This window comes from Pseudomonas sp. GW823-FHT02C02 (assembly GCF_058797635.1).
In genome coordinates, this window is record NZ_JBXAJV010000006.1 from 127,119 (window position 1) to 148,319 (window position 21,201).

Annotated in this window: 19 protein-coding genes; 13 read left to right on the forward strand and 6 right to left on the reverse strand. The window is 54.1% G+C overall.

The genetic code is table 11. The features are described 5' to 3' along the window. Positions 1–35 precede the first annotated feature (35 nt). The 7 genes from AC1ROI_RS12475 to AC1ROI_RS12505 all read left to right on the forward strand — a co-directional run bounded on the left by AC1ROI_RS12475 (position 36) and on the right by AC1ROI_RS12505 (position 9,131). On the forward strand, positions 36–2,264 hold the full coding sequence (locus AC1ROI_RS12475) for a polysaccharide biosynthesis tyrosine autokinase (protein WP_102594405.1): 2,229 nt from the start codon (positions 36–38) through the stop codon (positions 2,262–2,264). 96 nt (positions 2,265–2,360) lie between these two features. Then, positions 2,361–3,443, forward strand: coding sequence for a glycosyltransferase (locus tag AC1ROI_RS12480; RefSeq protein ID WP_010456278.1), 1,083 nt, complete (start codon positions 2,361–2,363; stop codon positions 3,441–3,443). A 14-nt stretch (positions 3,444–3,457) separates the two neighbouring features. After that, positions 3,458–4,570 (forward strand): polysaccharide pyruvyl transferase family protein, encoded by a 1,113-nt coding sequence (locus tag AC1ROI_RS12485; RefSeq protein ID WP_042932696.1) that lies wholly within the window; start codon positions 3,458–3,460, stop codon positions 4,568–4,570. Then, positions 4,567–5,787, forward strand: coding sequence for an MATE family efflux transporter (locus AC1ROI_RS12490; RefSeq protein ID WP_077748241.1), 1,221 nt, complete (start codon positions 4,567–4,569; stop codon positions 5,785–5,787). The genes AC1ROI_RS12485 and AC1ROI_RS12490 overlap by 4 nt, the downstream gene beginning before the upstream one ends. Next, complete coding sequence (locus tag AC1ROI_RS12495) at positions 5,787–6,890, forward strand: hypothetical protein (protein ID WP_010456273.1); 1,104 nt, start codon at positions 5,787–5,789, stop codon at positions 6,888–6,890. The genes AC1ROI_RS12490 and AC1ROI_RS12495 overlap by 1 nt, the downstream gene beginning before the upstream one ends. Before the next feature lie 12 nt (positions 6,891–6,902). Continuing rightward, positions 6,903–7,940, forward strand: a complete 1,038-nt coding sequence (locus AC1ROI_RS12500; RefSeq protein WP_102594404.1) for an acyltransferase family protein — start codon at positions 6,903–6,905, stop codon at positions 7,938–7,940. A gap of 39 nt (positions 7,941–7,979) precedes the next feature. Beyond that, the gene (locus AC1ROI_RS12505) at positions 7,980–9,131 is read left to right on the forward strand and encodes an SGNH/GDSL hydrolase family protein (RefSeq protein ID WP_102594403.1); all 1,152 of its coding nucleotides are present in this window, start codon (positions 7,980–7,982) and stop codon (positions 9,129–9,131) included. A gap of 4 nt (positions 9,132–9,135) precedes the next feature. Here AC1ROI_RS12505 and AC1ROI_RS12510 read toward each other — a convergent pair whose 3' ends face one another. Together AC1ROI_RS12510 and galU are read right to left on the reverse strand one after the other, a co-directional pair. Next, on the reverse strand, positions 9,136–9,543 hold the full coding sequence (locus tag AC1ROI_RS12510; RefSeq protein WP_102594402.1) for a phosphohexomutase domain-containing protein: 408 nt from the start codon (positions 9,541–9,543) through the stop codon (positions 9,136–9,138). Positions 9,544–9,570: 27 nt separating this feature from the next. Continuing rightward, the gene (galU, locus tag AC1ROI_RS12515; protein ID WP_010456264.1) at positions 9,571–10,404 is read right to left on the reverse strand and encodes a UTP--glucose-1-phosphate uridylyltransferase GalU; all 834 of its coding nucleotides are present in this window, start codon (positions 10,402–10,404) and stop codon (positions 9,571–9,573) included. 310 nt (positions 10,405–10,714) lie between these two features. On the opposite strand from galU, the gene galE reads away from it, so the two are divergent. The 6 genes from galE to AC1ROI_RS12545 all read left to right on the forward strand — a co-directional run bounded on the left by galE (position 10,715) and on the right by AC1ROI_RS12545 (position 16,824). Beyond that, on the forward strand, positions 10,715–11,731 hold the full coding sequence (gene galE / locus AC1ROI_RS12520; RefSeq protein WP_083376200.1) for a UDP-glucose 4-epimerase GalE: 1,017 nt from the start codon (positions 10,715–10,717) through the stop codon (positions 11,729–11,731). Positions 11,732–11,872: 141 nt separating this feature from the next. After that, positions 11,873–12,115 carry a hypothetical protein gene (locus tag AC1ROI_RS12525; RefSeq protein ID WP_083376201.1) on the forward strand — a complete coding sequence of 81 codons (243 nt, stop codon included), beginning with the start codon at positions 11,873–11,875 and terminating at the stop codon, positions 12,113–12,115. Positions 12,116–12,201: 86 nt separating this feature from the next. Next, positions 12,202–13,311 (forward strand): polysaccharide biosynthesis/export family protein, encoded by a 1,110-nt coding sequence (locus tag AC1ROI_RS12530; RefSeq protein ID WP_441346749.1) that lies wholly within the window; start codon positions 12,202–12,204, stop codon positions 13,309–13,311. A 14-nt stretch (positions 13,312–13,325) separates the two neighbouring features. Further along, positions 13,326–13,991, forward strand: a complete 666-nt coding sequence (locus AC1ROI_RS12535) for a YjbF family lipoprotein (protein ID WP_077748248.1) — start codon at positions 13,326–13,328, stop codon at positions 13,989–13,991. Then, positions 13,988–14,749 (forward strand): capsule biosynthesis GfcC family protein, encoded by a 762-nt coding sequence (locus AC1ROI_RS12540; RefSeq protein ID WP_102594400.1) that lies wholly within the window; start codon positions 13,988–13,990, stop codon positions 14,747–14,749. Before AC1ROI_RS12535 ends, AC1ROI_RS12540 begins: the two co-directional genes overlap by 4 nt. Further along, positions 14,746–16,824, forward strand: coding sequence for a YjbH domain-containing protein (locus AC1ROI_RS12545; RefSeq protein WP_102594399.1), 2,079 nt, complete (start codon positions 14,746–14,748; stop codon positions 16,822–16,824). Before AC1ROI_RS12540 ends, AC1ROI_RS12545 begins: the two co-directional genes overlap by 4 nt. 298 nt (positions 16,825–17,122) lie before the next feature. Here AC1ROI_RS12545 and AC1ROI_RS12550 read toward each other — a convergent pair whose 3' ends face one another. From AC1ROI_RS12550 to AC1ROI_RS12565, 4 genes are all read right to left on the reverse strand, one after another. Continuing rightward, entirely contained in the window at positions 17,123–18,517 is a 1,395-nt protein-coding gene (locus AC1ROI_RS12550; RefSeq protein WP_102594398.1) for an undecaprenyl-phosphate glucose phosphotransferase, read from the reverse strand. Positions 18,518–18,877: 360 nt separating this feature from the next. Continuing rightward, complete coding sequence (locus tag AC1ROI_RS12555) at positions 18,878–19,567, reverse strand: winged helix-turn-helix domain-containing protein (RefSeq protein WP_010456247.1); 690 nt, start codon at positions 19,565–19,567, stop codon at positions 18,878–18,880. A gap of 29 nt (positions 19,568–19,596) precedes the next feature. Then, positions 19,597–20,358 (reverse strand): EAL domain-containing protein, encoded by a 762-nt coding sequence (locus tag AC1ROI_RS12560; RefSeq protein ID WP_010456245.1) that lies wholly within the window; start codon positions 20,356–20,358, stop codon positions 19,597–19,599. A gap of 28 nt (positions 20,359–20,386) precedes the next feature. Beyond that, the gene (locus AC1ROI_RS12565; protein ID WP_102595702.1) at positions 20,387–21,127 is read right to left on the reverse strand and encodes a winged helix-turn-helix domain-containing protein; all 741 of its coding nucleotides are present in this window, start codon (positions 21,125–21,127) and stop codon (positions 20,387–20,389) included. Positions 21,128–21,201: the final 74 nt, after the last annotated feature.

The window sequence follows — 21,201 nt, forward strand, 5'->3', positions numbered from 1 at the left end:
TTCAGATTAGTAATAATGGTAAAAGAATAGACCTTATGCAGTTACCGTCAGTAGTCAGCACCCGGGATAAAGACAGAGACGAGATTGATCTGCTCGGTTTATTAGGCACATTGATTGACCATAAATGGTTAATAGGTGCCATCACCGGGGCGTTCATGGTGACCGGTGCCGCGTATTCGATTTTATCGCCGCCCGTGTATCTGGCGAACGCCCTGGTCCAGGTCGAGCCGAAAAAGAACGACATGCTGGGGTTCTCGGATATCAGCAGCATGCTCGGTGGACAATCACCGGCGGCTACCGAGATCGGCATTATCAAGTCTCGTGCGGTTATCGGTAAAACGGTCGATGATCTGCATCTTGATATTGTGATTACGCCCAACACCTTTCCCGTTATCGGCGGCTTTCTTGCTCGGCGCTATAAAAGCAGCCCTGCGGAAAGTGTCTCGCCACCGCGCTTTGGCATGAACAGTTATGCCTGGGGCGGCGAGCGCCTTTATATCGAACAGCTCGATCTGCCGGCTGAACTGTTGGGCAAGAAATTGATGTTGGTCGCCGAAGAGCGCAATCGATTCAAGCTCTACGATGACAACGGCGGTTTGTTGGCCGAAGGTGCCACAGGCGAAGCCATCGCACAGGAGGGTGTCGAAGTCCTTATCGCGAGCATGGCCGCGAATCCGGGCACTAAATTCGAAGTCGTGCGCAATCCACGCATTGTCACCATTCAGAATTACCAGGACGCCCTCGATGTATCCGAGCAAGGTAAAGAGTCGGGCATTATAAGTCTGGCCCTGGCCAGCACCGACTACACCTTGGCGGTGAAGATTCTCAACAAGATCTCAAGGCTTTATGTGCAGCAGAATGTGCAACGCACCTCTGCCGAGGCGGCCCAGAGCCTGGAGTTCCTGCAGGCGCAACTCCCGCAAGTCAAAGACGATCTGGTCAAGGCCAGCAACGCGCTGAACAGCTATCAGACCCACGGAAATACAGTCAACATCTCCCTCGAAACCAAGTCTGTGCTGGAACAGATGGTGGTGCTGGATACGCGCATCTCGGATCTCAAACTCCAGCAAGCCGACATGGACCGAAAGTTCACCCGGGAGCATCCGGCCTACCGCGCATTGATGGCGCAGATGGGGGATTTGAACAAACAGCGACAAGGGTTGGAAAAGAAAGTCCAAGGACTTCCGGCGACACAACAGGAACTGTTGAACCTGACCCGTGATGTGGAAGTGGCGACACAGATTTATACCCAGTTGCTGAACAAATCCCAGGAGCTGGACATTGTCAGGGCCGGGGCGGTCGGCAATGCGCGGCTGATTGATACGGCGGACGTCGACATCACCACCCCGGTCAAACCGCGCAAAGCCCTGATCGTATTGATTGCGACGTTGCTGGGTGGCTTTGTCGGTGTAGCGCTGGTGTTAGTGCGTAAATCGCTGAGCAGAGGACTCGAAGGGCCGGAAGCCATCGAGCAACTGGGGCTGCCGGTTTATGCCTCCATTCCTTACAGCACCCTGCAACAAGAAGAAGATACTAAAAAAGTCAGACAGGGCGACGGAGCCAACAGCCAGTCTTTCCTATTGGCCCTGCGTAACCCCACGGACCTGTCCATCGAATCGATCCGCAGCTTGCGGACCTGTCTGCATTTTGCAGGGCTGGATGCCACCAACAACCGGATCATGATCTCCGGTCCGAGTCCCCAGGTAGGCAAAACATTTGTCTCTTCCAACCTGGCCGCGGTCATCGCTCAAAGTGGGCAGACGGTCGTACTGATCGATGCCGATATGCGCAAAGGTCATCTGCACAAGACCTTGGCGACTCCGATCAGCAATGGCTTGTCCGATCTGTTGGCCAAGCGCTGCAGCATCGAGCAAGCGATCAATAAACTCGAAGTCGATAACCTGCATTTCATCAGTCGGGGACAAGTACCGCCCAACCCGTCCGAACTGTTGATGCATGCCAACTTCAGAGAACTCCTCGCTGAACTGAGTGAACTCTACGACGTGGTAATCATCGACACGCCACCTCTTCTGGCCGTGACAGATGCGGCCATCGTTGGACGTGAAGCCGCCATTAATCTGATCGTGACGCGCTTCGGCGTCAATCCGGCCAAAGAGATCGAATTGACGATTCGTCGGTTTGCTCAAAACGGCATCGAATTGAAAGGCGCGATTTTCAACGGTGTCGAGAAGCGAGCGTCCAGCTATTACGGTAATGGCAGTTATGGCTATTACAACTACGAGTACGCCTCTGACAAGTCGTAAATGCGGGTTCTATTTGCCAGGTCATGGACTGAGAGTGGGCTCACCATTCTCCGGTCCCTGTCGCCTTGCGACTACGATAATGGAGTTGGGTGAACTGTGAAAAAAATACTACATGTGGCGGAAACGATTAAAGGTGGCGTTGCGACGGTCATCCGGACGATATCAACCCCTCCCAAGGGCGACGCCCAGCAGTATGAACTGGTGTATTTGATTCCGTTCGACCAGAAGAAAGAACTGCATGGCATTGATGAAAAAGACATCAGGACCTTCTCCCGAAACAAGAGAGATGTCGTCTCCCTGCTGCGCTTTGCCTGGCAACTCATTCGAGTGATCTTCAAGGAAAAACCGGATGTCGTGCACTTGCACAGCACGTTTTCCGGGGTCATTGGCCGATGTGTGTGTTTAATCTTGCGGCCTTGGCGGTCTCCGAAAATCATCTACTGCCCGCATGCGTTTTCGTTCTTGATGGAAAGTTCTCCCGCCAAACAGAAAGTGTATTCTCTGATTGAGCGGCTTTTGCAAAAAGTCACGGATGTCATTATCTGTGTCAGCCAGTATGAACTGGATAAAGCGGCCTCGTTTGGTATCGACCGCCGCCGTATGAAACTGATCTACAACGGCATTCATTATAAAAACGATGAGAGCCTGTCCAGTCAGTGCACGGATATTCAACTTTTATTTGTGGGTCGACTGGACTATCAGAAGGGCTTTGATGTCTTGCTCAAGGCATTCACGGAAGTTGAGCGCACCGACTTGAAACTGACCGTGGTTGGCAGTGCGGTGAATGAGGAACCGGTAGAGTGCCCCGTCATTGACGCTGTTGAATACCTGCCTTGGGTGACCCCGGCCGAAGTCAATGCCCTCTATAAAACCGCCGATGCCCTGATTGTCCCCAGCCGCTGGGAAGGTTTTGCCATGGTTCCCCTTGAGGGCATGGCCATGGGCGTGCCCGTTATTGCCAGTGACTGCACTTCGCTCCCTGAACTGGTCACGCACAACGTCACGGGCTACATATTTTCGACGGGCGATCACCAGGCGCTCAGTAACATCTTAGTGAACATCAAGAAACAGAAGTTGCTGGAACTCGGCACCGAAAGCCGCAAGCGGGTGCGCGAACGGTTCAGCGCAACGCTGATGATCCAGAAAACCTATGACGTGTATTCCGCTCAAACTTATTAAGTAGATATCAAGATATGAACGTAACTATTTTGCATGGCTACAGTGCATCCAATTCCGGTGATGGCCTCCTGGTGGATTTGGCAATCGCCTTGGTGCTGCGAAACTTTGGTGCTGACACGTTAATCAATGTCGTTGCGTCAGACCCTCAATCATTTAGTTACCTTCCCTATAAGCGGTATGACGCGCCGGTCATGGCGGCTAAAGGATTGGGACGCGTGAAGGAAGCGGTTTTCCTTAAACAGTCTTACGCGCCACTCGCCGACCTCTTGAGCACCAGCGATCTGATCGTCGGGGTGGGCGGTGGGTACATGCGGTCAAAGAGCGCCTTTGAACACATCAAGCTGAAACTGGGCCATGCCAAACAGCTCGAAACGGCGATCTTGAGTAAGGTGCCGTCGGTTTACCTGCCGCAAAGTATCGGCCCGTTCCACGGCGAGAGCAGCGCGATCGTAAAACACTACGCCAGTGCCGATGCGGTGTTTGTTCGTGACAACAGGTCGTCGGCTATTTTCCAATCCAATGAAAATGTCTATCGAGCGCCAGACCTGGCGGTCCAGGCGTTGGCGAAAAAGATTCTGGTGCAACCCAAGTTCACCCGCTGTGCGTCATCGCCGGCCGTGGTCTGCGTGGTTTTACGCAAGCCGCCGGAATGGAGCAAAGAGAAAAAGATCGCCTACGTTGCCAACTTGAAGCTTCTTTTGAAGAGACTAAGGGCGAAAAGCAAAGTGGTCTGCGCTGTTCAAAGCGCCGTTCGTGGCAACGATGACGGGGCGTTCTATCGGGAACTTGGCATTACCGAGGATCTCTTGCCCTTGAAGGCGACCCTGTCCAAGTATCAGCCCGACCTGGTCATTTCCGTAAGGCTGCACGGAGCCATCGAGTCTCTGCTCGCCGGCGTGCCTGCGTTTCATATCAGCTATGAACGCAAAGGTTTTGGCGCCTATCAGGATATGGGCGTGGAAGATTGGGTGATCAACGGCGGGGACATCAATGTCGACACCATCATCGACACTGTTTACGCGCCGAATGCGTTGTCCAGATTCGGTAAAAAACTGACGGACACCTGCAAAGAAATCGAAGCCAAAACGGAGCTGATGGACACGATCATCAAAGGGATTGTTCGATGATATTTCGGCTGTTGCTACGCGGAGGTGCTTTAGGCGCAAAGTTCTTGCTGGTGTTGGCCATCACGCATTACCTGGGTTATGAGGCTTTGGGTTTCTACGGGGTGGTGGTGGCCGCTTCATTGATCGCTTCCAAGTTTTACAGCGTCGGGTTCAGTTCTGAAATCAACCGGCTGATCAGCGTGGGGGGCAGTTCGAAGCTTGTCGTTGATAAGGTACTGATTCTGTACCTGGCCGTTGGTTTGCTGTTATCGGTGGTCACGGTCGCGCTCTACTCACTGTTCAGTGATGTTGAGGCGAGTGCCGCGTTGATCGCGTGCGTCACGCTGTTGCTGCTCACCGAGCATCTGTCCTTCGAAATAAACTCGTTTGTCTTTTCCGCACAAAAGGCCAACTGGGGCGCGTTGTTGTTTTTCATCAAGACCGGCCTCTGGGCGCTCCTTGCCGTGGGCGGACTGATGACCGGCGTAGTGTCCACCATCGCCAGTGTGCTTTGGTTATGGGTGGCCACCAACCTGTTGGTCATCGTGGCCGGTTACTTCATTGTGGTTGACGTACATAAGGGCCGGGGCGTCAGTGCCGTCACCACGGTTTCGGTCTGGAGAGCAGGGTTGCCCTTTTATCTGGGAGGCGGGCTGATCGCATTAAGTCAGTACGCTGAACGTTTTTTGATTCTGGACATTGAACCGTATGCCAGCCTCGGCAAATACGTTTACTCCTGGTCTGCCGCCAACACGTTGCAAGCACTGTCCTACGCTGTTGTTGCAGTGGTGGGCATTCCCGTGCTCGCCAAGCGTTATAAAAATAGCCAGCAGGCGCTGACGGTCCGGCAATTGTTCGTTAATCAATGGGTGCTGCGCTCCCTGATGGTTTCCTGCGCGGTGGCTGTGCTGATTTATGCTTTCTTCAATATCTTGCTCGATTATGTGGACGCAGCAGTCCCGCGTCCGGATAACCGGATTTTAGCGATTCTGATTTTCTCTTTTGCCCTGCGCGCCGTCGGCGATATCGTGTGGGGCGGTCTTATTGCCTCGAAGAACAGTCGGGTTTCGTTAGCCAGTGCAGCGATCTGTTTGGCGGTTTCACTGCCCGTCAGCTATGTGCTCATCAAGCACTATTCAATTTATGGCGCGGCGTGGGGCAATGTCTTTTCGATCACGGTGCAGTTGGCCGTCATTGCTTTGCTGACCAGGTTTGCCCGGTCAAAGGGGGCCTTGTAATGGCCATCTCGCTACCGTCCATAGAGTTTCGCGGAAGAAAACTCGATTCACCCATTTCATTCCTGATTCTGCTGTGTGGTCTTTTTCTGTCTATTGCGATGCCGCTGCTGATGCACCGCGATCCTGGCCCGGATGCCATGACCTTGTGGACGTCATACGTTCGTTCAGACAACTGCAATTTCTGGAATCCGTTTTCACCAGACCGGTCCTCTTATGAGTGCTCCGCTTACCTGCTGCGTCCCACCGGTATCAACCTGACCAATGCGTGGGCCTACGGGATGTTGTGCAACCTGTTTCTGACCTCTATCCCGATCTTCATCTTCAAAAGAATACCGATAACGATCTTCCTGACCTTGTGCCTGTGGGGAGTAGTCAGGTCGTTTTTTCTCGATAACCTGACCAAGGAAATCATTGTCTCGGTGGCGGTGATCGCCATTCTGTTTTTCTCCTTTTCGAAACGCTACCGCGCGGGCTTTTTCCTCTCGGCGCTGTTTTACGGTGTGCTGATCCGGCCCTACTGGATATTGTTTTCGCTGGTCTGGGTCGGTGTGTGCGTGATGAAGAAGCATGTATCGCGTTTCAGCTTTTTCGTGATGTTGTTCATGTTCTACCTGGTGATCGCGACGGCCATTCAGTTGCTGGTCGGCTATTCGGTTTCATCCATTCGCGCCAGTAACAATGAACAGCGGACTTTGGGTGAAGAAGGTTCGAAGTCATTGATCGTTTCATGGATTAACGGCGGTGACTTCGTGTCCCAGGCAGTGGACTCGATGAGCATCTTTTTCAGGCTGTCTTTCCCGGTGGAGTTGATCCTGCTCTCCGGCCTGGGGCAGATCATATTCGTCGTCCTGATGATGATGACCTCGTTGCTGATGTTCAAAATGATGACGTCGAGTCACTACAAGGGCTCAACCATCGAGCCGAAAGTCAAAGAGCTGATTGCGATCCCTCTGTCCTTTTTATTGGTGCAGGGGTTGTTCGAGCCTGACTTCGGCTCGTTTGCCCGACATTTCTCCATGGTGGTTCCGGTGCTGTTTCTGGGGCTGGGATTGCAGCTGCGCTCAAAGAAACCCGAGTCGGTTGAATCAAGCGTCCAGCGCTGAGGTTTGTGGTCTATGCAAAGCAAGAAAAAATCGTTGGAAATAGAAACGCTCAGAGGCCTGGCATGCCTGCTGCTGGTGCTCTATCACGTGATAGGTCCGCTGGGCGGCGGACTGAAAATCGACCTGGGGTCACCTTTTCGGGTGTTGGCGGATTCGATGGTGTACGTCAGGATGCCGCTGTTCACCTTCATATCGGGCTACATCTATTCGATATACAAGATCAGAGGCAATGACTTCTCGGCTTACTGCGTTGGCAAGGTGAGACGGTTGATCGTGCCGTTGTTTTTTGTCGGTATTCCATTTTCGGTGCTGCAGGTTGTAGGGCCTGGCGTTAACAAGGAGGTCGGGTTAATCGACGCCTTGTTGTCGTTCTACATACCGGTTAACCATTTCTGGTTTTTGCAGGCCGTCTTCATCATCTTTGTGTTTGTCGGTTTTCTGCAGTGGCGCGGTCTGTTGCAGACGGCGACGCGGCTGTATCTGCTGTTCTTGTTTTCGGCGCTGGTGTTCTTGTTGCCGCCTTTTCCGGTTGACGCGTTTGGCATCAATGGCGCGATCTATTTGCTGCCGTTTTTCGTGACAGGGATGATTTGCCACGAAAAGGTCGGTGCCTTGAAGCAATCGCTGAAAGTGATCGGGCCGGTCGTGTTCGTCTTGATATCGGCTGTGCTGCTGTATGTCGCCGCCGTGGATCGCGAACTCATTGTCGATCGTAGAAGCGTTGTCGGTTTGCTCGTTGGCTGTATGTCCTGTGTCGCGCTACTGTCGACTGACATGCGCTCTAAAGCCCTGATCTGGTTGGGTGGATATTCTTACGCCATTTTCCTTTTTCACGTGCTGTTTGCTGCCAGTTCGCGGTTTGCCTTGGGCCGTTTGGGCGTCACGGATGACAGCGTTCTGGTCGCAGGCGGCGTGCTGTGCGGATTGTTGGGCCCCGTGCTGTTGTCGAACATTTTCAGCCGCTTCACCCTGACTTCCATTCTGTTCCTGGGCGAGCGAGTTACCCGCAAAAAGACTCCAGCGGTCGGGTTGAAGGTGCCTCAATCCTGAGTGCCCATTCAGCCGGCTTACTGATAGAGGAATGAGCCAGTGGTAGATGTCGATGATGTGCGCCCCGTTCCTGCTCAGGTTGTCGAAGTGAGAAGTTCACGCGATCGGCTTGCTGCAATGACCAAGGGTAAAGCGGGGGAGGTGCTGGCCATCTCGGTAATTGGCGACAGTTACAGCGCGGGGCAGGATTTTTATCTCAATGCCCTCACTCAGCACTTGGCGAAAGATTTTGGTTTCGCCGGGCCTGGTTATGTCGGGTTCAATCACGGTGCCGCGCTCGGCGGTACGAATTTTAAATACACCCGCAGTAGCAAGAAGTACTTCGGTGGAGATTGGGACGTTTCCAGTCTTGGCCAGGCGAGTCCGGACAGCCGCACCGTAACCGGGCAGGCGGGCGCTTTTCTTGAAGTGGATTCCAAAGAAACGGCATCCATCAATACAGCCATTACCGACGCCAAGTTGCTCTACCTGGGCAATGGAAAAACCAGTGAGATGCGCTATCGGTGGACACCTTCAGACACCTGGCAGCCTTTGACGTTGGCCGGTTCCGGGGTTCAGGAAGTGCAACTCAGTATCCCCGCCAATGCTGAATGGTCGTTAAAGCTCGAAGTAGTGAAAGGTGCGCCGACGTTGTTTGGTCTGTGGCTGGCCAATAATCAGGGCGGCGTCAGGGTCTCCAAACTCGCCGCTTCCGGTGGCGCCTCAGGTGACTTTTATAAAAACGACCGTCCATGGCAAACCCAATGGAAGGCCGTCGTTTCCAAGATACCGGCGGACGTTTACCTGATCATGTTAGGCGGCAATGACCAGGGGTTTGGCGTCAAGCCCAACGACTATCTGGAGAACATGAAAGGGTTGGTGCGGATGATTCGCGAAGTTCATCCGGCGGCGAGCATCAACGTGATCTTGCGTCAGGACACAACGCGCTCCAGTGCGTATCCGATGTCGGAGTACGCCCAGGTGCTTGAGCCTTGGGCGCGTTCGGAGCACATCGTGTATTCGAGTTTGCAGTGCACGTTCGGTCCCGACTTCAAGCGCTACGCCAATGACGGGCCGACGCCCATGATCGGTCCGGACAAAATCCACCCTATCCCGGGTTCGGGCGGTCGGCTTATTGCCGATTACGTGTATCGCCTGATTGTCGGAGGGGGCGGTGAGTCGCCGGGCCAGTGTGGTTCCGCTTTGAAATAATCATTCACCGTTCAAAGCGTTCCAGATGGCTCAGCAGCTCTGCGGTTTTCACAGGCATCAAGTCAGGATCACATCGCGTTTCAATATTGATAACAATTGCCGGATCGCTATAGCGCACGCAAACCCGGAATCGCCAATCATTGAAAATCACTTTAAGCCCGTCGCTTTCATCGATATCCAGGGCCTGGTGGGCGTACAGATTTTTCAGATGGTTCAAGAGTGCAAAAGGGTCCCTGACCGGGCGATGGATATCGCCCGAAGAGGGGAACACCCCGATGCGCTCAACCAACAAGGCTGTGCCAAACCAGGCCGCCGAAGTGGAGGATAACGACGGGGTTTTTGACAGCCAGGCCATCACCCCGACGTTGCCCGCTTTCTGTTCGATGTCTACCGAGCGTTTTGCAGTGGTCATAGTGGCTTGCCTGGATGAGTGAGTGGGTCAAAGACCGTTGAGATACAGATGCTCATAGCAAAAGTTGGTGGCGTCGATATAGCCTTCTGCACCGCCACAATCAAAGCGCAGGCCTTCGAACTTGTAGGCCAGCACGCAGCCGTTTTGGGCCTGCTTCATCAGTGCGTCGGTGATCTGGATTTCGCCACCCTTGCCCGGCTGGGTGTCGGCGATCAAATCAAAAATATCGGGGGTCAGAATGTAGCGGCCAATGATCGCCAGGTTGGACGGTGCGTCCTCGGGTGCCGGCTTCTCGACCATGCTGTTGACCCGGTAGATCCCTTCGGAAATCAACTCGCCGGCGATCACGCCATATTTATGAGTCTGATCTCGAGGCACTTCTTGAATGGCCACGATCGAGCAGCGGAATTTTTTGTAGAGCTGGATCATCTGCGCCAGTACGCCGTCACCTTGCAGGTTCAGGCACAGGTCATCCGCCAGCACCACGGCGAACGGTTCGTCACCGATCAAGGGGCGACCGCTGAGAATCGCGTGCCCCAGGCCTTTCATTTCGACCTGGCGGGTGTAGGCGAACGTGCAGGTTTCAATCAGCTCGCGGGTGCCGGCCAGAAACTTTTCCTTTTCGGTGCCGCGAATTTGGTGTTCCAGTTCATAGCTGATATCGAAATGGTCTTCCAGCGCACGCTTGCCCCGGCCGGTCACAATTGCCATGTGCTGCAGACCGGCGTCCCGTGCCTCTTCAACGGCGTACTGGATTAAAGGCTTGTTGACGATCGGCAGCATTTCCTTCGGCATGGCTTTAGTAGCAGGCAAGAAGCGCGTGCCATAACCGGCGGCGGGGAACAAGCATTTACGAATCATAGATATATCCTGGAAAGTCATTATTCACATCCACGCAGAAACAATATCGAGTGTGGCTGTGAGTTTTGAAGTATTACTGAGGTTGTACTTTAATACCTGAGTGAGGCTTTATTGGCAATTATTAGCAGGCGTAGAGTGGGGCAAATGTTATTAGTTGTCGGGGCTGATGCCTTTTAGTTAATTTTAGTCGGTGTCTGTTAATAGTGTTGGTTGTTCTGAAGTGCTAATAAGTGTTTGGCGTCAATGGGTGATGTGCGCATTTAACATTGCCTGTAATTGAACACTTCAATACCCCACTATGGACCGCTCTATGAAGATTCTGGTAACGGGTGGAACCGGTTATATCGGTTCTCACACTACACTTGCGCTGCTTGAGGCGGGCTTCGATGTGGTTGTGCTGGACAACCTTTGCAACAGCTCTGACGCGTCCCTGCACGCCATTGAAGCCCTCTGCGGCAAGTCCGCATCGATGATTCGCGGGGATGTGTGCGACCGGGCATTGCTGGACCGGATTTTTCAGGAGCATTCCATTGATGCTGTCCTGCATTTTGCCGGGCTCAAGGCCGTAGGCGAGAGCGTGCGCAAGCCGCTTGATTATTACGAGGCCAATGTTTGCGGGAGCATTACGCTGTGCCAGGCGATGTCGGCGGCGGGCGTGTTCCGGTTGGTGTTCAGTTCATCGGCCACGGTGTACGGCGCGCCTGAGCAGATGCCGATCCGGGAAGATTTCCCCACCGGCACGCCAACCAATCCTTACGGGCAATCCAAGCTGTTCATCGAAAACGTGCTGCAGGATCTGTGTGCGGCAGAGCCGCGCTGGAGCATTGCGCTGTTGCGTTACTTCAACCCGATCGGCGCTCATGCCAGTGGCCACATGGGTGAAGACCCCAGCGGGATTCCCAATAACCTGGTGCCTTACATCAGCCAGGTGGCCGTCGGCAGTCTCAAGGAGTTGTCGATATTTGGTGACGATTACCCCACCGTCGATGGCACCGGCGTGCGCGACTACATCCACGTGGTGGATCTGGCGGACGGGCATCTCAAGGCATTACAGACGATCTCGACGCGTACCGGAATCAATATCTGGAACCTGGGCACGGGCGATGGTTACAGCGTTCTGGAGGTAGTGCGGGCGTTCGAGCAGGCGTCGGGGCGTCCAGTGCCTTATCGCGTGATGCCACGACGCTCGGGCGACATCGCCGAGTGTTGGGCCGATCCTTCCAAAGCGGCGAAGGAGCTCGGCTGGAAGGCCACGCGAAATCTACAGGAGATGATGACAGACACCTGGCGTTGGCAATCGAATCATCCCAGGGGTTACGTCGAGTAGGGCTTGAAACAGGCCGTCAGCCCCTGGTTTTTCTGCTGAACTGTTATATCAGGACGCAATGTTAATTATGGTCGGGAAAATTGACTGGAAACACGTCCCGCAAGTCCGTAGATATAAAGAACACGCAGGAAGGAGTTTGATATGAAAAAGATGATGGTGATTGCCGTATTGTCCATGATGAGCAGCGGGGCTTTCGCAGTAGAAGTACCTCTTTCGCTGGATACAAAAGTGCTGGGTGATGTAACGGCGGCACAAGCTGCATTGGCCAGCACTGCGATTGTTTCAGGCGCAGTGGCTGCCTCCAGTAGCGGCGGAAGTTCCAACGGCGGAACAACCGGAAGTACCGGCACTACAGGCACTACCGGTACCACCGGCACACACTGATAAATACCGCAGGTGTCATCCAAGATTGCCCGGCTAACACTGGGTGATCTTGTTTTGGGTTTGCCCTTGAATAGCGTAGTGCCATTATGATTCGTAGCGTTCCTTTTTTAATGCTGGCAAGTATTGCTTTGCAAGGTTGTATGTTTTCGCCGGGCCAACATATGAGCACCAGAGATATCACTCGCGAAGGCTCAAGCGAAAACAGTCGGGTCGAGCTTATTCCGATTACCCCCAAGCTTATCGCCATGGACAGGGCCACTCAGGTACATGAGTCATTACCCCCGGAATTGTTGACCACGCCCGACGAGTACCGCATCGGTAACAACGATGTCTTGTACATCACTGTATGGGATCACCCCGAGCTGACCGCACCTTCTGGCGCGCAACAGCAGATCGATGCAAACGGCCGTCTTGTTCGGTCCGATGGCACGCTGTATTACCCCTACATCAAAGAGGTCCAAGCCGCCGGAAAGACCATCCAGCAATTGCGATCCGATATTGCCGAGAAGTTGTCCACCTTCATCTCGGACCCGCAAGTGGATGTCGCCGTGTTGCGCTTTGCCAGTCAGAAAGTGGTGGTGTCGGGCGCTGTATTGAAAGCAGGCCCTCAAGCGATTTCCACCAATCCGCTCAATGTGGTTGAAGCCCTGGGTTCGGCCGGTGTCGATCCGCTGAATGCGGACTTGTCCGGGTTGCTGTTGACGCGAAACGGGCGGGTTTATCCGCTGAATCTCGATGCGCTCAATCAGCAAAATGCAGAGTTGCAGAAGGTCTACCTCAGAGGCGGCGATCAGTTGTATTTGCCCTACAACGACAGCAAGAAGATCTACGTGATGGGCGAGGTCAATCAGCCGCGTGCATTGACGTTCAAGACCCGCACCATGAATCTTTCCGACGTCATTGGTTCGGTAGGAGGGTTGAACCAGACCACCTCGAATGGCAACGCCGTGTACGTCATTCGCGGTGTAGAAAACCTCGATGTCGAACCCGCCAAAATCTATCAATTACAAGCCGAGTCGCCGTCCGCCATGGCGCTCGCCACTCACTTCGATGTCCGCCCTCAGGACATTGTTTATGTAGGCCCTGCCAACGTTACCCGCTGGAACCGCTTCATCAGTCAATTGGTGCCATCGGCCTCGATTCTCGGTATGGGCGCGGCGGCACAAAACAACTTAAGTGAAGCCAACAGCAGATAAGGTCTGGTCCCACTGTGAGAACGTTGAACGTTAGCGTCTGCTTGATGGCGGCATTGCTGTTGTGTGGATGTAATCCGCTGATGAAGGCCACGCTGGCGAACTTCAAAGCCGTGGCCACCGGGCCTGACGACCTGGAATTGACTCCGGCGCAAGTGGCCGAGGTTCAGTATCCGCAACTCAAGCTGACCACCCCTTCCGGCGAAGGGGTGTTGGCGATGGTGCGTGAGCGAGGTGACTTGCAGTACTGGGTCGCGTCCGGCAAGCAGGTGTTGTTGCTGCGCGACGGCCTGGCGGTTCGCACTGTCGGCCTTGGCTTTGAAGGTGACCTGGACGGGACCCGTATCGAAGCGCAATCGCCGTTCAAGCAAGGCCTTCACCGATTGCCCGATGGATACACCAGCCAGCGCTGGATCGATCTCTATCGAGGTTACGAAGTGGGTGTTGCCGTGAGCAGCCGCTTTACCCGAAAACCCATGGAAACCCTCAGGATCCTGGACAAGGCATACGCCGTGCTGCGTGTCGATGAGCAGATAGAGGCACCGGCTATTGGCCTGCGCGCGACCAATCATTATTGGGTCGATCCGGATAACGGTTTCATCCTCCAGAGTGAACAGCAACTGACAGGGCAACTCAGGGTGAAGATCGTGCAGTTGACCTCTGAGCGCGGGGCTGTCCGTTGAAGTTTCCCAAGGTGTTATGGACGTGCCTGTTGTTGATCTGCGGTGGCGTGAATGCGGCAGTCAACGTCAGCGGTGATGTGCGCAATCCGGGGCCGGTCGAGCTGCAACCCGGGGCGCGCGTGCTGGACGTGATGCGTTTGGCGCAACCCAACCCTGAAAGCTACTGGCTGGCGGCCGCCTGGCTGCGACAACCATTGCTTGAGGAGCAGACCCGACTCAAGACCGGGGTCCTGTTCGACTTGAAGGTGCTGCAACGCACCGCATTGCTCTTCAATCGGCCCAGCCGGGCGGCATTGGCGTTGCAGTTGTACGAGCAAGTCAGCCGCATGCCGGTTACCGGGCGCCAGGTGGCGGTCCTTGATCCGATCGCGGTGGAGGTCGGCTTCGCTCGCAACTTCCGCCTCGATGACGGCGACAGCCTGATCTACCCCAAGCGTTCCGATGTGGTTGAAGTGCTGGGCGCTGTCGCCGAACCGTGCCGGCTCGCCTTTCGCCCGCTGCAAGAGGCGCGGGATTACCTGCAAGGGTGTTCATCTCTGACCGATGCCGAAGCCGATTACCTCTGGATCGTTCAGCCCGACGGGGTCACCCGCCGTGTCGGCATTGCGCCGTGGAATCGTGAAAGCGGGCAGGTGCCTGCCGCCGGCAGCAAAATCCTGGTCCCTGTCAAAACCGATGATCTTAATCCGCCTATACCTGAACTGAATCAGCAGTTGGCCGAATTTCTTGCCACGCAACTGGCTGAGGTGGTTCCTTGAATTTACGTTTTGCTGCAGTGCTGTTGTTGCCGTGTGGTTTGGCTCACGCAGAGCCGCGATTGACTCAAAACGATTTCGGCGGCGTGGGCTTGATGCAAACGCCAACGGCCCGAATGGCGCCGGCCGGCGAGTTGAGTGTGAATGCCAGTCGAACCGAGCCCTATACCCGTTACAGCGTTTCATTGCAGCCATTTGAATGGCTGGAAGGCTCGTTTCGCTATACCGCGATCACCAACCGCCGGTATGGCCCCGAGTCGTTGAGTGGCGACCAGAGTTATAAAGACAAGGCTGTGGACCTCAAGGTACGCCTGTGGCAAGAAAGCCACTGGGCGCCTGAGCTGGCCCTGGGCTTTCGCGACATCGGCGGTACCGGCCTGTTCTCCAGCGAATTCCTGGTCGCCAACAAACGCTATGACGACTTTGATTTCAGCGCGGGTATTGCCTGGGGATACATCGGCAATCGAGGCGATTTCGACAACCCGTTGGGCTGGGCGGCTGATCGCTTCAATACCCGGCCGGACGGCGAGGGCACCGGTGACGTCAACACCAATGCCTATTTTCGTGGGCGACCTTCATTGTTTGGCGGCGTGACCTACCAGACCCCCTGGGAGCCGCTCAGCCTGAAGCTTGAGTACGAAGGCAACGACTACAAAAACGAGCCGAAAGACAACGTCATCAAGCAAGATTCGCCCATCAACATCGGCGCCGTGTTCAAGCTGACCGATTCGGTCGATCTCAGCGCGGGTTGGGAGCGCGGCAATACTGCGATGTTCGGCATCACCCTGCACACCAACTTCGTCAGCCGCAAGGCGCCGGCCAAGACTTACGATCCGCCAGCGGAGCGTCTGCCGACACAGGCACCCGCCACACCGCCGGATCAGGTTAACTGGGCCAACGTGTCCCAACGTTTGCAGAAAAATGCCGGCTACAAAGTCGAGCGCATCACTCAGCGCGGCCCCGAGTTGTTTGTGTACGGCGAGCAGACGAACTATTTCCATTCGGCCAAAGCCGTCGGCCGCGCCAGCCGGATTCTGGACAACAGCGTCAACGACGATATCGACTGGTTCACCCTGGTGAACAAGCGCTACGACATGCCGCTGGAAGAAACCAGCGTGCCGCGCGAGACCTTCCGCGAAGTGGTCAACAATGAGGAGCCGCTGCAAACCTTGCACCGAACCACTGAGGTCAACGGGGCGATGCCGCATACCGAGACCACGCTCTATACTGCCGCGCGCGATCCCTTCAGCTATGGTGTCGGGCTGGGCTACAAACAAAACGTCGGCGGCCCTGATGGTTTGCTCTATCAGCTAAGTGCCGATGCGGACGCGGAGTATCGTTTCACGCGCAATACCTGGTGGAGCGGCCTGCTGAGCGCCAACCTGGTGAACAACTACGACAACTTTACCTACGACGCACCAAGTGGTTTGCCCCGGGTGCGGACCGACCTGCGCAAGTACCTGACGACCTCTGACGTCACCATGCCCACGTTCCAGTTCAGCCACGCCGAGCAACTGGATAAAGACCTGTATGGCATGGTCTACGGCGGCTATCTGGAGTCGATGTTTGCCGGTGTGGGCGGTGAGGTACTGTTCCGTCCGGCAGGCCAGCGTTGGTCGGTGGGTGCAGACCTGAACTACGTGCGTCAGCGCGAGTTCAACCAGGGTTTTGGCTTGCGCGATTACTCGACCGTGACCGGCCATATCACCGGTTATACCGACTTGCCTTTCGATACCCAGGCCGCCGTCAGTGTCGGCCGCTACCTGGCGCGGGATTGGGGCGCCACAGTCGATCTGTCACGGGAGTTCCGCAATGGCGTGCGATTCGGTGCCTGGGCCACGCTGACCACTGCGACGACAGCGGAATACGGTGAAGGCAGTTTCGACAAGGGCATCTACATCTCCATTCCGTTCGATGAACTGATGAGCATGTCGACCATGCGTCGGGCCAATATCGTCTGGTCGCCGCTGACCCGGGACGGCGGTGCACGGCTCAATCGCAGCTACTGGCTGCACTCGATGACCGATAGCCGTGACAGCGACTTGTTCTACCGTAACTTCGACAAGATCACTGAGTGAACGCGGGCGATCTGCAGGGCGATTAGCGCTGTAGATCGCATCGCGGTCGACTGGAAGGGGGCAACCTGGAAGGTCATTTAATAAGCAGCGCCATCTTGCGCAGGGTTCTCTGCGTTAAAACGACACACTTGCAATGATAAGCCGGGGGCTGACTCAGCTCCCGGCTTGAACAAGTGTTGCCGTGTGTCAGGGAGCCTGGTGTGGCAGGGGCGTAAGTGCGACTCAGCGCCTGATAGACGCCCATGAAAAAGGGGACTTGCGTCCCCTTGTCATTTTGCGGTGCCTGGTATTCAAGTGATCAATAGATGTCTTTTGACAGCAAGGTAAAAGGCGTCTTCACCAGGATCTTCAAATCCAGCCACAACGACCAGTTATTGATGTATTTGAGATCGATCTCCACACGCTTTTGCATCTTGTCGATGGTGTCGGTCTCGCCACGGCAACCGTTGATTTGAGCCAACCCGGTAATCCCCGGTTTGATTCGGTGGCGAGCCATGTAGGCGAGAATCTTCCCGGAGTAGTAATCGTTGTGCGCAACGGCGTGGGGACGTGGTCCGACCAGGGCCATATGGCCTTGCAGCACATTGATCAACTGCGGCAGTTCGTCGAGCGAAGTACGGCGGATAAAGCGTCCCACCGGAGTGATCCGAGAATCGTTACGGCTGGCCTGCTTGACCTCAAGGTCATCGTGCACGCGCATCGAGCGAAACTTCCAGACCTGGATCACCTTGCCATTCCAGCCGTGGCGGTCCTGCTTGAAGAACACCGGGCCGGGAGAGTTGAGTTTAACGGCCAGGGCAATCAGTAACAGCAACGGACTTAGAAGAACCAGGGCCAACAGCGCCACGCTCTTTTCCAACAGGCTTTTACTCAGTGCGGCGGTTGGCTGGCTGGTCAACGGGCTTTCATTCAAGTAGATCGCCGGCAAGCCGTCCACGACCCTTACCGAGTGATTGAGCAGCATCAGGCTGTTCAAGTCCGGCACCCAGACCACATCGACGTTGGCCCCCAGCAAATCGATGTACATGGCTTCAATGCTTGCCGCTTCACTCAGGGGTAGCGTGATGTACAAACGGCGGATGTCATGGGTTTTGATCAGCGCCAGCAGATGCTCTTGCGGGCCTACGATCGGCGGTGAGCCCATCGCCAGCGGGAGCGTTGTGTCGGTGCTGACCAACCCCACCAGCGGGAAGTGTTCAAGGCTACGCAGCTTCCGGGCAAGACCCAGCGCCAACTCGCCCGTACCGACGATCAGGGTTTTATGCTCGCTTTGAAGTGACCGTTGATAGTATTGCGAGAATCCGTGCAGCGGCACGTACAACAGTGCCTGCCCGAGATAACCGCAGGCTGCCCATATCAAGATCAGTTGACGGGAAAACAGTCCATCGGCCTTGCAGATGAATGCCACACAGGCCAATGCCGCCAGGGTCATTGTCCAGCCCACCAACAAACGTCCCAATCCCTCCAGGTAATTATCTTTCTTTGCATAGACGCCACACCAGGTATAGGCGGGCACCGAGGCAAGTACCGTTAGAATTGCGCACACTCGGTAATAGAACTCCACCGTCCCGGTGTGGTAATAAACCAATAGAAACAACAGGGCTACAACAAAGCCCTGACCCAGTGCCCATTGTCCCCAGAAGGTCAATCCTTTGAGGTGGGTATTTCGATTGATACGAAGATTGTTAACCATGCGATATCCCCAAAATACGTCCATTCGCGTGTCGACAGACAAGAGCCAAGTTGATGTGGTAAGCATTATTATTTTTATAAGAGGGCAAAACATTGACGGTCGAAATGCCACTGTGCGGCGTGCTCGTCAGTGAATAGATTAATTTATTGGGCAGAAAGCTGTCTGACGACTTTTAACGAGTGGTAAGTTGGTGTGCTGGTTATATTGAGGCGGCGAAGTGTTAGAAATAGTCGATAATGAAAGTTGATTTCAGGAAGGGGCAAGCGAGATTGTCTGCGGAGAGGGGAGGGGCCGGAGGGTGAAATGGTGGGGTGCTTTTTTGTTTTTGTATGCACTACCATTGCGATCAATCTTATTGATTCAGGTGAGACTTTTCCCCCGTACTATTTTTTGAATCAGGCAATAGCCACGATTCCTCACGGCCCGGAACAAACGTTCACCATTGCTGGCACTCTTGAACTTTTCCTGTAGCCTGCTCAAGCACATTTCCAGGCCTCGATAATGCTCGGGTTCTCTGCCGATGCTCCGAATAAGATCATCTTTACTTACGACTCGCTCATCATGGTGCAGCATTTTCTTGACCAGTGTGGCTTCTAGCCCGGTCAAGACAACCTCTACGTCATCTTTGATCAACGCACCATTGCCATGACTCAATCGCCAGGCTTCTGTATAGGGATAATGCGGTTTTACCGCCTCGTTGAGGAGTGAATCCTGGGTGTTTTCCCGGTCTTCATCTGCCCGTGAGGATATGTTGCTGAACCGCGTATCGGACTGGGCCGCTCGCCACTCGGATTCGAATGAAGAGAGAATGCGCTGAGTATCATGTCTGATAACGGGAGGGACAATTCTGTCCAGGTGAGGGGAAATAAATTCCATTAGTTTAGGGGCGGATGAGGGTAGGGCAACACCCTCGACAAACATCTTTGCCTGCGACGTACCAAATGAGTTATATCGCTCGCTCGATAATAATGCCTCAAGCTCTAGTTGTAATGCCGGGCTGTGAGTAACGACGACAAAATATTTTCTGGGGAGGGGTGTACTGCTTTCCATGTCTCTCTCCTGAAGGGCATACTCAGTTTTTAATTCAAAAGGTTGTCGGCAGGGGAGTAATGGCTCCCTTGAAAGTATTCAAACGGCAGCGCGCGCGCCAGTATATGGCTCGCGGCATGCTCCACTCTGTCAGCTATGAAGGCGACTTTAGTGGTGTGGGTCAGCATGGTCATGCGTTCGTGGAGACGATTGAATAATTCGGGGTTGCCCGTGAGTTTAAGGCTTAAGTCTAGGGTTGAAAGAGGGATCTTGATATAGTCGAAAAGATTCAGGGTTGTAAAGATCTCGATACTTTCATTGTCGATGTTGTAACCATCGAACGCGATTTCTATGCCGTGGTCTTTCAACAGATACACATTGTTGAGAATCTTCTTTTTTTCACTGAAACTGACCGCCGAAAGAGGCAGTTCATTGAAAGCGATAACCAGCGTCTGACCAAAGTTGTGCAGGGCGTCGCTGGACTGTATCAACTCTTCCGCGAGTGCTGAATCGGCGAGGTCTGATTGTCCGACGCAGACAAATCTACGACTTAAGTATTTGTTTTTGCTCGATATATTATGGTCTTTCAGCGAAAAGGCAATCAACCGGGTCTGCATGAGCACTTCACTGTAGATGCCGCTCATCTGCTGCATGGATGCCGCAAAAGATGCATGGGCTGGCTGAGCCGGACTGTCGTCAAACTGTATTCTGATCTCGCTGCCAAATGGGCAGTCATCACGAGTAAGGATCAATTGTCGAGACAGATAATGACTCGCACGATAGATGTGTGACGCGCTCATCGTTGCGTTCATAATGCAATAACTCCCTGCATATTAATCATCAGGCGGTCGAGATGAGACCCCTGACGAGACGATATCCATGCCCACGAATACTTTGAATGGCGTTGGTGCCATACATGCCTTTTATCTTGCCGCGCAGGCGACTGATAGATTTTTCCAAGGCCCTTGGGTCATAAAACGTTATATTCAGACCCATGATTCTGGCGATTTCATCATGGCTCAGTATTTGATTTCTTGTTTCGGCAAAGGCTTCCAGGATTTTCATTTCCGGAAACGAAACATCCAGTTTTTTATAGTCTCCAATCAGGCACATACGCGTGGGGTCCAAGAGTAAACTGTGTTGCTTGTGCCATTCTGCGCTATTAAAAAACTCGGAAAGTACGTCCGGGTTATCTTCAGGAAGCGTACTGAATTTAATGCAGTGGTCGGCGCCGGCAAGATAGTATCTCATCTTGTTGTAGGTGCCTTTGCCGGTGATGGCTACAAAGATAATAAGGGCCTGGTTATCGGCACGCATATTTTCCACCAGGGCGATGCTTTCATCAAACGCCTGAGGGCTGTCAATGACAATGAATACTGCACGGTATGAATGGGAGCCCTTATTTTTTCTAAACAAGTTGTTGAAGCACATAGTGTCAACGGGTATATCATGCGCTACATAGCTTGCAACTAATGTCCTGAAACCCTCAGCTAAACTATGGGTCCGCCCAATGGTGAGAATACCCGTCACCTCCTTTGTGTGGCTGTGGCTGGTATTCGTTAATTTCCCTGTAAGCATCATGCTTTGACTCGGCTGGGTGCTGACATTTGGATGTTAAAGCACCAATTCTCATTTGTGACTGACAATTGGTAACA